Source organism: Pseudomonas donghuensis (genome assembly GCF_000259195.1).
GTDB lineage: Bacteria > Pseudomonadota > Gammaproteobacteria > Pseudomonadales > Pseudomonadaceae > Aquipseudomonas > Aquipseudomonas donghuensis.
In genome coordinates, this window is the sequence record NZ_JH650778.1 from 64136 (window position 1) to 80067 (window position 15932).

Genomic DNA, 15932 nt, shown 5'->3' on the forward strand with positions numbered 1-15932 from the left:
CACCTTTAATGGAAGAGGTTTAAGCATGGTTGGCAGAAACATTCTGATCGTTGACGACGAAGCGCCAATTCGCGAGATGATCGCCGTTGCATTGGAAATGGCCGGCTATGACTGCCTGGAAGCCGAGAATTCCCAGCAGGCCCATGCCATCATCGTCGACCGCAAACCCGATCTGATCCTGCTCGACTGGATGCTCCCGGGCACGTCCGGCATAGAACTGGCCCGGCGTCTCAAGCGTGATGAGCTGACTGGCGACATCCCGATCATCATGCTCACCGCCAAGGGTGAGGAAGACAACAAGATCCAGGGCCTGGAAGTCGGTGCCGACGACTACATCACCAAGCCATTCTCGCCGCGCGAGCTGGTGGCCCGGCTCAAGGCCGTGCTGCGCCGCGCAGGCCCAAGCGATGGCGAGGCGCCGATCGAAGTCGGCGGCCTGCTGCTCGACCCGATCAGCCACCGGGTGACCATCGACGGCAAGCCGGCCGAAATGGGCCCGACCGAATACCGCCTGCTGCAGTTCTTCATGACCCACCAGGAACGCGCCTACACTCGTGGGCAGCTGCTGGATCAGGTCTGGGGCGGTAACGTCTATGTCGAAGAGCGCACCGTCGATGTGCATATCCGCCGCCTGCGCAAGGCGCTGGGTGATGCCTACGAAAATCTGGTACAAACCGTCCGCGGCACTGGATACCGCTTCTCTACCAAGAGTTGAGAACGCTGCAAGCTGCAAGAAAGAGCAAAAGCAAACGCAGATCCGCTTCAACCTTGCAGCTTGTAGCTTGCAACGTGCGGCTGATCCGCTAAGGATCCCAATTGAACCAGAACTGGCATGGCACCCTGATTCGCCACATGCTGTTGCTGATCACTGTCTGCCTGCTGGCCGGCCTGATCAGCGGCTACTATGGCTGGAGCCTGGCCCTGGGCCTGGCGATCTACCTGGGCTGGACCCTCAAGCAACTGCTGCGCCTGCACGAATGGCTGCGTCTGCACAAACCCGATGAAGCACCGCCCGACGGCTATGGCCTGTGGGGCGAGGTGTTCGACAGCATCTATCACCTGCAACGCCGCGACCAGCGCGTGCGCGGGCGCCTGCAGGCGGTGATCGACCGGGTGCAGGAGTCCACCGCCGCACTCAAGGATGCGGTGATCATGCTCGACAGCGATGGCAACCTGGAGTGGTGGAACCGCGCGGCGGAAACCCTGCTGGGCCTCAAGACCCCACAGGACAGCGGCCAGCCAGTGACCAACCTGGTGCGCCACCCGCGTTTCAAGGAGTACTTCGAACAGGAGAACTACCTCGAACCACTGGAAATCCCCTCGCCGATCAATGACCGCATGCGTGTGCAGCTGCATATCACCCGCTATGGCAACAACGAGCACCTGATGCTGGTGCGCGATGTCACCCGCATCCATCAGCTGGAACAAATGCGCAAAGACTTCGTCGCCAACGTCTCCCACGAACTGCGCACGCCGCTGACGGTGATTGCCGGCTACCTGGAAACCCTGCTCGACAACGTCGAAGAGGTGAACCCACGCTGGGTTCGCGCGCTGCAGCAGATGCAGCAGCAAGGCGGACGCATGCAGACCCTGCTCAATGACCTGCTGTTGCTGGCCAAGCTGGAAGCCACCGATTACCCCTCGGACAACCAGCCGGTGGCCGTCGATACCCTGTTGCAATCGATCAAGGGCGACGCCCAGGCGCTGTCCGGGCAACGCAACCAGCGCATCAGCCTGGAAGCCGAGCCGGGTATCCGCCTCAAGGGCAGCGAGGCGGAGCTGCGCAGCGCCTTCTCCAACCTGGTGTTCAATGCGGTCAAGTACACCCAGGATGAAGGCCAGATCCGCATCCGCTGGTGGGCCGACGAGCAAGGCGCGCACCTGAGCGTGCAGGACTCGGGCATCGGCATAGACCCCAAGCATTTGCCACGCCTGACCGAACGCTTCTACCGGGTCGACTCCAGCCGCGCCTCCAATACCGGCGGCACCGGCCTGGGCCTGGCAATCGTCAAGCATGTGCTGTTGCGCCATCGGGCGCGCCTGGAAATCAGCAGCGTGCCGGGCCATGGCAGCACCTTTACCTGCCATTTCGCCCCTGCCCAGATGGCGGTGCGCCAGGCCTCCTGAGCCGCCGCCCTTTAAATTTGCGCAGTCAGCCGCTACATTGGCTGACTCGCGCCAGCACGTGCTGGCATTGCTGTACTCCCTTTCTTAGAAGACGGACCCCGTAAAACTCCATCATGGACCCTTCCCCTGGTTTCAACCTCGCTGCACTTTTCGCCGATTTCGGCATGATTCTTTTTGCTCTGCTGCTGGTTCTGCTCAACGGCTTTTTCGTTGCCGCCGAGTTCGCCATGGTCAAATTGCGCTCGACCCGGGTCGAGTCGATTGCCGAGCAGCATGGCTGGCGCGGGCAAATCCTGCGCACCGTGCACAGCCAGCTGGACGCCTACCTGTCCGCTTGCCAACTGGGTATCACCCTCGCCTCGCTGGGCCTGGGCTGGGTTGGTGAACCAGCCTTCGCCCACCTGCTCGAGCCGCTGCTGGGTGCGGTCGGCGTCGAATCGCCGGAAGTCATCAAGGCCATCTCGTTCTTCAGTGCCTTCTTCGTCATCTCCTACCTGCACATCGTCGTCGGCGAGCTGGCGCCCAAGTCCTGGGCGATCCGCAAGCCCGAACTGCTGTCGTTGTGGACGGCGGTGCCGCTGTACCTGTTCTACTGGCTGGTGTACCCGGCGATCTACCTGCTCAACGCCAGCGCCAACGCCATCCTGCGTATCGCAGGCCAAGGTGAGCCCGGGCCGCACCACGAACACCATTACAGCCGTGAAGAGCTCAAGCTGATCCTGCACTCCAGCCGTGGCCAGGACCCCAGCGACCAAGGTATGCGGGTGCTGGCGTCCGCGGTGGAAATGGGCGAGCTGGAAGTCGTCGACTGGGCCAACTCCCGTGAAGACATGGTCTGCCTCGATGCCAATGCGCCGCTCAAGGAAATCCTCGCGATGTTCCGCCGGCACAAATTCAGCCGCTACCCGGTGCTCGATGCCGAGCGCGGGGAGTTCATCGGCCTGCTGCACATCAAGGACCTGCTGCTGGAGCTGGCCGACCTCGACCATATCCCCGAGTCGTTCAACCTGGCCGAGCTGACCCGTCCGCTGGAGCGCGTGTCGCGGCACATGCCGCTGGCCCATCTGCTCGAACAGTTCCGCAAGGGCGGCGCGCATTTCGCCCTGGTCGAGGAAGCCGACGGCAAAGTCATCGGCTACCTGACCATGGAAGACGTGTTGGAAGTGCTGGTCGGCGATATCCAGGACGAACACCGCAAGGCCGAACGCGGCATCCTTGCCTACCAGCCGGGCAAGCTGCTGGTGCGCGGCGACACCCCGTTGTTCAAGGTCGAGCGCCTGCTCGGCGTGGACCTTGACCATATCGAAGCGGAAACCCTCGCCGGCCTGGTCTACGAGACCCTCAAGCGGGTGCCGGAAGAGGAAGAGCTGCTGGAAGTCGAAGGCCTGCGCATCATCATCAAGAAGATGAAAGGCCCGAAGATCGTCCTGGCCAAGGTGCTCAAGCTCGATTGAGCCGCCTCAGGGGTTGCCGGCGGTAAAATTCGGCAACCCACCGACGGGCTGGTTGAACTGGTAGGGAATCGACTCCAGCGCCAGCCCGACGTTGCGCTGCACCACAAAATGCAGATGCGGCCCGCTGCTGTTGCCGGTATTGCCGGACTTGGCCAGCGGCGTGCCATACACCACCCGCTGCCCTTCCCTGACCACCACCGAGCCGCGCATCAGGTGCAGATACACGCCCATGGTGCCGTCTTCGTGGAGGATCCGTACGAAATTGCCCGAAGGATGGCTGCCACGGCCGCTCTGGCTGTTTTCAGTCTTGATTACCACCCCTGCCCTGGCGGCGATGATCGGCGTGCCCTCGGGCATGGCGATGTCCATGGCATAGCGACCCTTGGGCCCGAAGTGGCTGTAGCGGCCATTGGGCCCCTGGGACAGGCGAAAGGGCCCGCCACGCCAGGGCAAGGGGTAGCGGAAGGCCAGTTGGCGCTGGCCCGGGTTGCCCAGGGCGTAAGAGAATTTCTCCTTGTAGCTCACCGGCCTGCCGGGCTGCCGCGCACTTAGCAGGGTCAACGGCATCGTCGTGCGCGCCGGTATTACCCCCCGTACCAGCCGTGACGCCCCACCCTGCACATTGCCCATGCGCTGCAAACGCAGCTCCACCTCGACTGGCGCGTAAGTGTCGTTGCGCGCACTGAAGCGCACACCACCGGCAAACCGGCTGACCTGCAACTGCACCTGGGTGTCCAGCTGTTCGACCATCCTGTCGCCAAAGACAAATGCCCGGCTGCCGGGAATCGGGCGATCGGAATAAGACACCACGCCATAAGCGTCGGTACTTTTGTACAGGGTGATGCCCAGCACAGGGCTGCAAGCCGTGAGCAAGGCGCAGAACAGCAGCGTGCGTGCAGGCATGAGTAGTGGCTTTTTGACAGTTGATGGTCTGTCGAAGCCTAGCAGCAGATTTTGGCGGGGATGCGGCGAGAGTGTTTCAGGGGTGTGCCAGGAGACGAGCGGTGCATTGATCGCCGGCAAGGCCGGCTCCTGTAGGAGCGGGCTTGCCCCGCGAGGAGGCCAGCCCAGTCAATACATCAGGTGTTGTCTGGATTGCGACCGCTGCGCGCTCGATCGCGGGGCAAGGCCCGCTCCCACAGGGCCGTCAGGCCCCCGGTACGAAGTGCTTCTGCGCCGATCCGCGGGCGATCAAGCGCGACAGGTAGTCGAGCTTCTGCGCATCCTGGTCAACAAACTTGAAGGTCAGTTGCAGCCAGTCGCTGTCCGGCTTGGGCTCCAGCGCGGCAATCGCATGCAGGTAGCCGTTAAGACGCGCGATCTCGGCGTTCTCGCCCTGCTCCAGGTCGAGTACCGCACCTTCCAGTACCTGTGGCAGGGTTTCGCCACGACGCACCACCAGCAGCGCCTCCTTGAGGCTCAGCGCCTTGATCACGCACGGCTGAACGCCGCTTGGCAAACGCAGTTGGCCCTGGCCACGACCTGCCGGTGCCGCAGCGCCAGGCTTGGGAGCGCTCACCAACGGTTTGGCCGCTGCCACGGGGGCCGCTGGCGCTGTCGGCTTGACCGTTTCGGCACGGCCGCCGGTCAGGGCGCTCAGCGAGTCGTTGGCAAAGGCCGAACTGGCGCGGGTCGGCGCACTGGCCAGCAAGGTGTCGAGTTTGCCAACCTTGGTCAGGGCTTTCTTCACCTTGGTCAGCAGTTGCTCGTTGGTGAATGGCTTGCCGACAAAGTCCGAAACCCCGGCCTGAATCGCCTGGACGACGTTCTCCTTGTCGCCGCGGCTGGTGACCATGATGAACGGCAAGGTCTTCATCGACTCCTGCTGGCGGCACCAGGTCAGCAGTTCAAGACCGGACATTTCCGGCATTTCCCAGTCGCACAGGACCAGGTCGAAAGTCTCACGGCTCAGCAAGGTCTGGGCCTTGCGACCGTTGACCGCGTCTTCGATGACGATACCGGGGAAGTAGTTACGCAGGCACTTCTTGACCAGGTCGCGAATGAACGGCGCATCATCCACAACCAACACACTGACTTTACTCATCGCCACTCCTATTGAATCCCGACTAGCATAACGCTGACTGATGGCCATTTGCCAAACATTGGGTCACGCCGGGACTCGTTGTTTCGTTCGCGGCTGCCTCACCCGCAAACGAAAACGCCCGGCCAAGGCCGGGCGTTCATTCTCGGGCAGTCTTAGTTATCGTCAGATTTGCCCGGAACATTAGCGCTTTCACCACTGCGCTGAACCTCTTCTTGCATACGCTTGAGGCCCAGGTGACGCACATCGGTGCCGCGTACCAGGTAGATCACCAGTTCGGAGATATTACGGGCGTGGTCGCCGATACGCTCCAGCGAACGCAAGGCCCAGATCACGCTGAGAACACGCGAGATCGAGCGTGGATCTTCCATCATGTAAGTGACCAGCTCGCGCAGCGCGGTCTTGTACTCGCGGTCGATGGTCTTGTCGTACTGAGCGACCGAGAGTGCCAGGTCGGCATCGAAACGGGCAAAGGCATCGAGGGCATCACGGACCATGTTGCGCACCTGGTCACCGATGTGACGCACTTCGACATAACCACGCGGCGACTCGCCTTCCTCGCACAGCTGGATGGCGCGGCGGGCAATCTTGGTCGACTCGTCGCCGATGCGCTCCAGGTCGATCACCGACTTGGAAATGCTGATGATCAGACGCAAGTCGGACGCCGCCGGCTGGCGCCGGGCAAGAATGCGCACGCACTCTTCGTCGATATTGCGCTCCATCTGGTTGATCTGCTCGTCGACTTCGCGCACCTGCTGGGCCAGGCCAGAATCGGCCTCGATCAGCGCGGTAACCGCGTCGTTGACCTGCTTCTCGACCAGGCCGCCCATCGCCAGGAGGTGGCTGCGAACCTCTTCGAGTTCGGCGTTGAACTGCTGGGAGATATGGTGGGTAAGGCTGTCTTTATCGATCATGCTTTCGCTCCGCGAAAAAGCTTCAAGTAGCAAGCTTCAAGCTTCAAGTTTGTTCGTGTCGTTCCCGGGCTTCACGCTCGCCACTTTCTTGCAGCTTGCGGCTTTAAACTTGCAACTGCCGTTAACCGTAACGGCCAGTGATGTAGTCTTCGGTCTGCTTCTTCGCCGGATTGGTGAACAATGTGTCGGTATCACCGAACTCGACGAGCTTGCCCATGTACATGAACGCGGTGTAGTCGGAGACCCGCGCCGCCTGTTGCATGTTATGGGTAACGATGACGATGGTGTACTTGGACTTGAGCTCGTAGATCAGCTCTTCAACCTTCAGCGTCGAGATCGGGTCGAGTGCCGAGCAGGGCTCGTCGAGCAGCAGCACTTCTGGCTCCACGGCGATGGTGCGGGCAATCACCAGACGTTGCTGCTGGCCACCGGACAGACCCAGCGCCGACTCATGCAGGCGGTCCTTGACCTCATCCCACAGTGCCGCGCCCTTCAACGCCCACTCAACCGCTTCGTCGAGCACGCGCTTCTTGTTGATGCCCTGGATGCGCAGGCCGTAGACCACGTTCTCGTAGATGGTCTTGGGGAACGGGTTGGGCTTCTGGAACACCATGCCAACCCGGCGGCGCAGCTCGGCCACGTCTTCGCCCTTGCGGTAGATGTCGTTGCCGTAGAGGTTGATCGCACCTTCGACGCGGCAGCCGTCAACCAGGTCGTTCATACGGTTGAACGTACGCAGCAAGGTCGATTTACCGCAGCCGGACGGGCCGATGAAGGCGGTCACGCGCTGCTTGGGGATGTTCATGCTGACATCGAACAGGGCTTGCTTGTCGCCGTAGTACAGGCTCAGGCCAGGCACTTCGATGGCTACGGTTTCTTCAGCCAGGCGCAGGCTCTGTTTGTCGCGACCCAGGGCCGACATGTCGATACCGTGAGAATGGGTTTCATGTTGCATGATTTCACTCCGTTTGTAGCTGCAAGCTTCTAGCTGCACGCTGCAAGTTTGAGCAAAAGCGGCGTGTAGCTTGCCGCTTATGGCTAATAGCTTTCAGTCAACTATCCAGCGCCTTGTACTTCTCGCGCAGGTGGTTACGAATCCAGACCGCCGAGAGGTTCAACGTGGCGATTACCAGCACCAGCAGCAACGCGGTGGCGTACACCAGCGGCCGCGCGGCCTCGACGTTGGGGCTCTGGAAGCCGACGTCATAGATGTGGAAGCCCAGGTGCATGATCTTCTGGTCCAGGTGCAGGTACGGGTAGTTGCCGTCCACCGGCAGCGAAGGCGCAAGCTTCACCACCCCCACCAGCATCAGCGGCGCCACTTCACCGGCGGCGCGGGCCACGGCGAGGATCATGCCGGTCATCATCGCCGGGCTGGCCATCGGCAGGACGATCTTCCACAAAGTCTCGGCCTTGGTCGCACCGAGCGCCAACGAGCCTTCACGGACCGTGCGCGGAATTCGCGCCAGGCCTTCTTCGGTGGCCACGATCACCACCGGCACCGCCAGCAGCGCCAGGGTCAGCGAAGCCCAGAGCAGGCCCGGGGTACCCAGGGTCGGCGCGGGCAAGGCTTCGGGGAAGAACAACCGGTCGAGCGAGCCACCCAGCACATAGACGAAGAAGCCCAGGCCGAACACGCCGTAAACGATTGCCGGAACACCCGCCAGGTTGTTCACCGCGATACGGATCAAGCGGGTCACCGGGCCCTGACGCGCATACTCACGCAGGTACACCGCCGCCAGTACGCCGAACGGGGTGACGATCACGGCCATGATCAGGGTCATCATCACGGTACCGAAGATCGCCGGGAAGATCCCGCCTTCGGTGTTGGCTTCACGCGGGTCGTCGCTGAGGAATTCCCAGACCTTGGCAAAGTACACACCCAGCTTGGTGAATACGCCCATGCCGTTTGGCTGGTAGGCGTGCACCACCTTGCTCAGGTTGATTTCCACCTCACGACCATTACCGTCCTTGGCTACCAGGCTGTCGCGGCCGAAGTCCTGGTGCAGGCCGCCCAGGCGCTCTTCGATGGCCTTGTAGCGGTTGTTCAGCTCGGCGCGCTCGGCTTCGATATCAGCCTGGGCAGCGGCATCCAGCTTGCCATCCAGTTCCAGCTTGCGGGTCTGCAGGCGCAGGCGCTCAAGGCCGTAGTTGATCGCACCGATGTCTTTCTTCTCAAGCCTCTGCAGCTCGCCGGCCAGCTTGTCGGCACGCTTGAGGCGGTTCTGCAGTTCGCTCCAGGCGGCCTGGCCTTCGGCGACCACCTTGCCGTTCTCCTTGACGCTGACCAGGTAGCCGTAGAAGTTGCCCCACTCGCGGCGCTCCAGGGCGATCAGGTCGACCGGCTTCTGCTGGTCGGTCAGCCATTCGCCAACCACCCAGGTGAAGTCGCTGCCGTTGAGGTCGCGGTTACCGATCTTGATCAGCTCGCGGGTCATGAACTCAGGGCCTTCGTCAGGCACCGGCAAGCCGGCACCCTTCAGACGCGCGCGAGGTACTTCTTCCTTCTGCACCACTTCGCCGACGACGATGTGGTTGGCCTGGCCAGGCACGTTGTAGCTGGCTTGCAGCAGGTCGGCCGGCCAGAAGTGGCCAAGGCCGCGCACGGCGATCACGGCGAGCAGACCAATGGTCATGATCACCGCGATGGCGACCGCGCCACCGCTCATCCAGACGCCAGGGGCGCCGCTCTTGAACCAGCTTTTGAGGGAATCCTTTTTCACGGATCGCTACCTTTCTATCAAAGCGACGAGTATTTCTTGCGCAGACGCTGGCGAATCAGCTCGGCCAAGGTGTTCATCACGAAGGTGAACATCAGCAGCACCAGCGCGGCGAGGAACAGCACGCGGTAATGACTGCCACCGACTTCCGATTCGGGCATCTCCACCGCAACGTTGGCCGCCAGGGTGCGCATACCTTCGAACAGGTTCATTTCCATGACCGGGGTGTTGCCGGTGGCCATCAGCACGATCATGGTTTCACCCACGGCGCGGCCCATGCCGATCATCAGCGCGGAGAAGATCCCCGGGCTTGCGGTCAGGATGACCACGCGGGTCAGGGTCTGCCACGGCGTGGCACCGAGCGCCAGCGACCCCAGGGTCAGGCTGCGCGGCACGCTGAATACGGCGTCTTCGGCGATCGAGTAGATGTTCGGGATCACCGCGAAGCCCATGGCAATGCCCACGACCAGGGCGTTGCGCTGGTCATAGGTAATCTTCAGATCGTTGGTGATCCACAGGCGCATGTCACCGTCGAAGAACCAGGTCTCGATGAACGGGCTCATGTACAGGGCAAACCAGCCGGTGAACAGGATCACCGGGATCAGGATCGCCGCTTCCCAGCCATCCGGCACCCGCAGGCGCAGCGACTCGGGCAGACGGCTCCAGGTGAAGCCGGCGACCAGGATGCCCAGCGGCATCAACAGGAACAGGCTGAACACACCTGGCAGGTGACCTTCAAGGAATGGCGCCAGGAACAGGCCGGCGAAGAAGCCGAGAATCACCGTCGGCATCGCTTCCATCAGCTCGATCACCGGCTTGACCTTGCGGCGCATGCCCGGAGCCATGAAATAGGCGGTGTAGATGGCGGCAGCAATGGCCAGCGGCGCGGCCAGGATCATCGCGTAGAACGCAGCCTTGAGAGTACCGAAGGTCAGCGGCGACAGGCTCAGCTTGGGTTCGAAGTCCGTGTTCGAGGCGGTCGACTGCCAAACGTACTTGGGCTCGTCGTAGTTCTCGTACCAAACCTTGCTCCACAGCGCGCTCCAGGACACTTCCGGGTGCGGGTTCTTCAGGCTCAGCGGCAGCAGCTTGCCGCCTTCTTCGATGATGATGCGGTTGGCCCGCGGCGACAGCGCCAGGATGCCCGCGCCTTCCGCGGCCGGTTCGACCAGCAGGGTACGGTGCGCGGTGCTGTGGAACACCCCGAGCTTGCCGTCGGCATCGAGGGCGACGAAACCCTTGCGGCGTTCTTCGGCATCGATCTGCACGATCGGCGCCTTGCCCATCTGGAATTCGCGAATGCGCTTGAAGCGCTGCTCGCCATCCGGGTCGCGAGCCATGAACCACTGGGCCAGGCCGCCTTTGGAGTCACCGATGATCAGCGAGATACCGCCCACCAGCTGGGTGCTGGCAGTGACTTCGGCATTGCCGTCGTCGAGCAGCTTGTAGCGACCGTTGAGGCTCTTGTCGCGCAGGCTGAAAACGTCGGCCTGGGCGCGACCGTTGATTACATACAGCCATTGCTGACGTGGGTCGATGAAGATGGCTTTGACCGGTTCGGTCATCTGCGGCAGGTCGATGCGGCTCTGCTCGCTGGTGACTTCGCCGGTCATCATGTTTTCTTCACGGCTCAGCGACACCACCTGCAGGTGCGCACCGGTAGAGCCGGCCACTACCAGGGTCTCGCCATTGACGTTGAGGCTGACATGTTCCAGCGCGCGGCCCTGGTCGTCCAGGGTGAACGGCTCCTGGCCATACGGGAAGTCGATGGCCGGACTGATGGTTTTCTTGTTGTCCGGGTAGGTGATCTTGTAGCTGTGGCTGAACGCCAGCGCCTGGCCGTTGGACAGGCCCAGCACCACCAACGGGTTGCCCGGCTGATCGGCACCGATCGAAGTCACCTGGGTACCGGCAGGCACCGGCAGATCCACACGCTTGAGCTCGGCACCGGTCTTGGTGTCGAAGAACAGCGCCTGGCCCTTGTCGGAAACCCGCATGCCGACCAGGTTCTGCTCTTCAAGGGCAATCATCAGTGGCTTGCCGGCGTCCTGCTGCAGCCAGGTCGGCTCCAGGGCCTTCTTGCTGGTCAGGGTCGCGCCCTGGAACAGCGGCACGACCACGTAGGCCAGGTAGAAGAAGATCAGGGTGATTGCCGCCAGCACGGCAAGCCCGCCCACCAGTACATACCAGCGGGTCAGGCGGTCCTTGAGCGCACGCATGCGCCGCTTGCGTTGCAGTTCGGGCGTATTGAAGTCAATCCGCACGGGGGGAGAATTTTGGGTCATTGTGGAGTTGGCCAGATCATTCATGCGCACACCCTAGCGGTCCCGTATGACAAAAACATGACAATGCAGTGACGCAAAAAAGCCCGCCGCGCAGATACCCCTGGCAGCGGACTCGCAATGAGTGGCGAGACCGGGACAAAACCCGACCCCGCCGGTCTTTCACTTACTTCTTCGCAACGTTGCCGTTGTGGTTCAGACCCAGGTCCGCCAGGGCTTTATCAACCACTTTGGCAGGCAGCGGGATGTAACCGTCCTTGACCACGACTTGCTGGCCGGCTTGCGACAGGACCAGCTTGACGAACTCGGCTTCCAGCGGGGCCAGAGGCTTGTTCGGCGCCTTGTTGACGTAGACGTAGAGGAAACGCGACAGCGGGTAAGTACCGTTCAGGGCGTTGGCTTCGTTGTCTTCAACGAAGGCACCGCCTTCTTTCTTGGCCAGAGGCACGGTCTTGACGCTGGCGGTCTTGTAACCGATGCCCGAGTAACCGATGCCGTTCAGCGAGCTGCTGATCGACTGTACGACCGAAGCCGAGCCCGGTTGTTCGTTGACGTTCGGCTTGAAGTCGCCTTTGCACAGGGCTTCTTCCTTGAAGTAGCCATAGGTGCCGGACACCGAGTTACGGCCGAACAGCTGCACTGGCTTGTTGGCCAGGTCGCCGGTCACGCCCAGGTCGCCCCAGGTTTTCACGTCGGCCTTGGCACCGCACAGGCGGGTCGAGGAGAAGATGGCATCGACCTGGGCCATGGTCAGGCCTTTGATCGGGTTGTCCTTGTGCACGAACACGGCCAGGGCGTCGACGGCAACCGGGATGGCGGTTGGCTTGTAGCCATACTTCTGTTCGAAGGCCTGCAGCTCGACGTCCTTCATCTTACGGCTCATCGGGCCGAGGTTGGCGGTACCTTCAGTCAGCGCGGGTGGCGCAGTAGAGGAGCCGGCAGCCTGAATCTGGATGTTTACGTTCGGATATTCCTTTTTGTAGGCCTCAGCCCACAGGGTCATCAGGTTGGCCAGGGTATCGGAACCGACGCTGGAGAGGTTGCCCGACACACCGGTGGTCTTGGTGTAGGTCGGAATAGCAGGGTCAACAGCGGCAACCGCATTGGCGGTGGCAACGCCAGCGGCGACGAAAGTCAGGGCCGCCATCAAACGCTTCAGTTTCATGCCTTGCTCCTAGCAGGAATTGGGGTGAGATGGATCGGGCCCAAGTATCTGCAGGCCGTATGACTACTCTATGAATCGAATGTGACAATTAGATGAAAGGCCATCACCGGCGAGCGGTGATGGCCTTTGCAAAATGTTGCGAGGCTTGTTTTAGAGCGCTTTCAGCGCTTTTTCGCCGTCAGATAAATTCCCACCAACAGACCAATGGCGCAGATGCCAGCGACATAATAGGCAGGCGCCATCGGGCTGAGCTTGAGCAGCGCGGTGACCACCATTGGCGTCAGACCGCCAAAGATCGCGTAGGCCAGGTTGTAGGAAAACGACAGGCCGCTGAAACGGACTACAGGCGGAAAGGCTTTGACCATGACGTAAGGCACGGCGCCGACAATGCCGACACACAGGCCGGTCAGGGCATACAGGGGGAACAGCCATTCGGGATGGGTGGGCAAGGTGTGATAGAAGGTCCAGGAGGTCACCAGCAACGCCAGGCTACCGACGATAAACACCCGGCCAGCGCCAAAACGGTCGGCCAGTGTCCCGGTGCCGATGCACCCCAGGCTGAGCAGGACGATGGCCAGGCTATTGGCCTTCAGCGAATCGGTGGGGCTGACCTGATAGAGGCTCTGCAACAGCGCCGGAGTCATCAGGATCACCACGACGATGCCGGCCGACAGCAGCCAGGTCAGCAACATCGACAGGACAATGGCGCCACGGTGATCACGCAGCACGGCGCGCAGCGGTACCTCCTCCGCCAGCGCCTTGCGCGCCTGCATCTCGGCGAATACCGGTGTTTCATGCAGCCAACGGCGCAGGTACACGGCGAACAGGCCAAATACCCCACCGAGCAGGAACGGGATACGCCAGGCGTAGTCGGCGACCTCCTGCTGGCTATAAACCGTGTTGATCAGGGTCGCCACCAGCGAGCCGAGCAGGATCCCGGCGGTCAGGCCTGCCGTCAGCGTGCCGCAGGCATAACCGGTGTTGCGTGCCGGCACGTGCTCGGAGACGAACACCCAGGCGCCCGGCACTTCACCACCAATCGCCGCGCCCTGGATCACCCGCATCACCAGCAGCAGGATCGGCGCCCACAGGCCGATCTGCGCGTAGGTCGGCAGCAGGCCCATGATCAGCGTCGGTACGGCCATCATGAAGATGCTCAGGGTGAACATCTTCTTGCGCCCCAACAGATCGCCGAAGTGGGCCATGACGATGCCACCCAGTGGCCGCGCCAGGTAGCCGGCGGCGAAGATGCCAAACGTTTGCATCAAACGCAGCCATTCGGGCATTTCGGCGGGAAAGAACAGCTTGCCGACGACCGTGGCGAAGAACACGAAGATGATGAAATCGTAGAATTCCAGCGCACCGCCCAGGGCGGAAAGCGACAGGGTCTTGTAGTCACTGCGGGTCAGCGGCCTCGAAGGCTGCGCGATACTGCCGGGCACGGAGGTCATAGGTCTCTCTTGTTGGCATTTCTTATTGGGGGTGCAGGCCGCCTGGCGCGCGGGTTTGGGCCTGGGAAGCCTGGAACGATAGCAAATTGCTGGAAAAAGCACATAGCAGTACAAATTCAATACAAGTATTCATGACTGCATGGTCGTCGCTGCGCTTTCGGCTCTATATACTGGCCGCTTGTAGGAAAGGGTTGCGTCTTCTGAAGGATGTTGTGCGAAAACGCCGCTAGGTATGCTTAGTCGGTTTCGCAGAGTTTCCCTTCGCCGCCTGGCAAAGCGAAAGCAGCGTAGAATAGTTGTGCTGAATCGTTTTTCGAGGCGTCTTTCATAGCGCCAACCAACGAAGCGTCATGGGTCAGAGGCACCCCCGGCATGATTGAACTCGAACAAGAAGATCCTATCCCGCAAGGCGACCTGGCCTTGCAGATCACTGCATTGCCCCGTGAAACCAACGGTTTCGGCGATATTTTCGGCGGTTGGCTGGTCGCCCAGATGGACCTGGCCGGCACCGCAATGGCCAGCCGTGTCGCTGGCGGCCGTGTCGCCACCGTGGCCATCGATCGCATGGCATTCCTGGTGCCAGTGGCGGTCGGCGCGCAATTGTCCTTCTATACCCAGACCCTGGAAATTGGCCGTAGCTCGATCCAGATGATGGTCGAAGTATGGAGCGACGATCCGCTGTCCAGTGAATGGCGCAAGGTTACCGAAGCGGTATTCGTGTTCGTCGCCATCGACGGCAGCGGTCGCACCCGCTCGGTTCCTCCTCGTCGCTGAGACCGCTGCGCGGTAAACTCGAAGGCATGCAAGCGGTCCAAAGCCGTACGGCAAACCAACGAGATAAAGCGCATGTCCACACCCAAGGTCGAATCCGAACAGCACGGCGAGCTCAATTGCTGGCGCATCACCAGCGACACTGCCGAACTGCTGGTAGCCCAGCAGGGCGCGCAGGTGCTGAGCTATCAGCGCCTCGGCGAGCCGCCTTTGTTGTGGCTCAGTGACCAGGCCATCTTCAAGCAAGGCAAATCCGTGCGCGCCGGTGTTCCGGTGTGCTGGCCCTGGTTTGGCATTTTCAAGCGCAACCCCGAAGCGGTGCAGGCCATGTATCACGCGGAAGACGGCCCTGCCCATGGCCTGGTCCGCGGTCGTGACTGGCAATTGCTGGGGATCACCAGCGGCGACGACGATATCCGCGTCGAATTCACCCTGCCCGAGACCCAGGGCGACCTCCCCGGCTGGCCCCATAATGTCGAGCTCACGCTGAGCATTGTCATGGGCGAGCAACTGAGCATTACCCTCTCCAGCTACAACCTCGACAACGTTGCGGTCACCCTCAGCCAGGCGTTGCACAGCTACTTCGCCGTCAGCGATGTGCGTCAGGTGCAGGTTGAAGGTGTCGATGGCCTTGACTACATCGAGACCCTGGCCAACTGGGAGCAACGCAAGCAGCAAGGCCATCTTGGTTTTGCCGGCGAGACCGACCGCATCTACCTGCAGGCGCCGGACCAACTGAGTATTGTCGACCCGGCCTGGCAGCGGCGCATTGTGCTAACCGCGCAGGGTTCGCGTACGGCCGTGGTCTGGAACCCCTGGACCGAGCGCGCCGCCGAACTGCCAGACATGGCCGACGATGGCTGGCAGCGCATGCTCTGCATCGAAACCGCCAACGTGGTGGATGACCTGGTCACACTGGCGCCGGGCGCGACCCATTCGCTAAGCCTGACAATCGCTAGCGAAGCGCTCTAGATCACTATCGCGGGGCAAGCCCGCTCCTGCAGGAG

General features: G+C 61.7%; 13 protein-coding genes. 5 read left to right on the forward strand and 8 right to left on the reverse strand.

The features are described from left to right. The first annotated feature begins 25 nt into the window (after positions 1-25). The 3 genes from phoB (at position 26) to UW3_RS0122760 (ending at position 3581) form a co-directional block, all read left to right on the forward strand. On the forward strand, positions 26-715 hold the full coding sequence (phoB, locus tag UW3_RS0122750; protein ID WP_010225936.1) for a phosphate regulon transcriptional regulator PhoB: 690 nt from the start codon (positions 26-28) through the stop codon (positions 713-715). 137 nt (positions 716-852) lie between these two features. Beyond that, positions 853-2127 (forward strand): phosphate regulon sensor histidine kinase PhoR, encoded by a 1275-nt coding sequence (gene phoR / locus UW3_RS0122755; RefSeq protein WP_232531903.1) that lies wholly within the window; start codon positions 853-855, stop codon positions 2125-2127. A 113-nt stretch (positions 2128-2240) separates the two neighbouring features. Continuing rightward, positions 2241-3581: a hemolysin family protein gene (locus tag UW3_RS0122760; protein WP_010225939.1), complete on the forward strand. Its 1341-nt coding sequence runs from the start codon at positions 2241-2243 to the stop codon at positions 3579-3581. Between the two features lie 6 nt (positions 3582-3587). Here the strand turns inward: UW3_RS0122760 and UW3_RS0122765 are convergent, their stop codons facing one another. The 8 genes from UW3_RS0122765 to UW3_RS0122800 form a co-directional block, all read right to left on the reverse strand. Further along, entirely contained in the window at positions 3588-4484 is an 897-nt protein-coding gene (locus tag UW3_RS0122765) for a peptidoglycan DD-metalloendopeptidase family protein (RefSeq protein WP_010225940.1), read from the reverse strand. Between the two features lie 244 nt (positions 4485-4728). After that, positions 4729-5625, reverse strand: a complete 897-nt coding sequence (locus UW3_RS0122770; RefSeq protein WP_010225941.1) for a response regulator — start codon at positions 5623-5625, stop codon at positions 4729-4731. A 152-nt stretch (positions 5626-5777) separates the two neighbouring features. Beyond that, positions 5778-6536, reverse strand: a complete 759-nt coding sequence (gene phoU, locus UW3_RS0122775) for a phosphate signaling complex protein PhoU (RefSeq protein ID WP_010225942.1) — start codon at positions 6534-6536, stop codon at positions 5778-5780. 121 nt (positions 6537-6657) lie between these two features. After that, positions 6658-7491, reverse strand: coding sequence for a phosphate ABC transporter ATP-binding protein PstB (pstB, locus tag UW3_RS0122780; protein ID WP_010225943.1), 834 nt, complete (start codon positions 7489-7491; stop codon positions 6658-6660). 97 nt (positions 7492-7588) lie between these two features. Next, on the reverse strand, positions 7589-9205 hold the full coding sequence (gene pstA, locus UW3_RS0122785) for a phosphate ABC transporter permease PstA (protein ID WP_174242345.1): 1617 nt from the start codon (positions 9203-9205) through the stop codon (positions 7589-7591). Between the two features lie 71 nt (positions 9206-9276). Beyond that, on the reverse strand, positions 9277-11565 hold the full coding sequence (locus tag UW3_RS0122790) for an ABC transporter permease subunit (protein WP_026001473.1): 2289 nt from the start codon (positions 11563-11565) through the stop codon (positions 9277-9279). A 139-nt stretch (positions 11566-11704) separates the two neighbouring features. After that, positions 11705-12703: a phosphate ABC transporter substrate-binding protein PstS gene (locus tag UW3_RS0122795; protein ID WP_010225946.1), complete on the reverse strand. Its 999-nt coding sequence runs from the start codon at positions 12701-12703 to the stop codon at positions 11705-11707. A gap of 161 nt (positions 12704-12864) precedes the next feature. Then, a complete protein-coding gene (locus UW3_RS0122800) occupies positions 12865-14154 on the reverse strand; it encodes an MFS transporter (RefSeq protein ID WP_010225948.1) in 1290 nt (429 codons plus the stop codon). Positions 14155-14526: 372 nt separating this feature from the next. On the opposite strand from UW3_RS0122800, the gene UW3_RS0122805 reads away from it, so the two are divergent. Continuing rightward, on the forward strand, positions 14527-14928 hold the full coding sequence (locus UW3_RS0122805) for an acyl-CoA thioesterase (RefSeq protein ID WP_009402429.1): 402 nt from the start codon (positions 14527-14529) through the stop codon (positions 14926-14928). Positions 14929-15000: 72 nt separating this feature from the next. Then, on the forward strand, positions 15001-15897 hold the full coding sequence (locus UW3_RS0122810; RefSeq protein ID WP_010225952.1) for a D-hexose-6-phosphate mutarotase: 897 nt from the start codon (positions 15001-15003) through the stop codon (positions 15895-15897). The last annotated feature ends 35 nt before the right edge of the window (positions 15898-15932 follow it).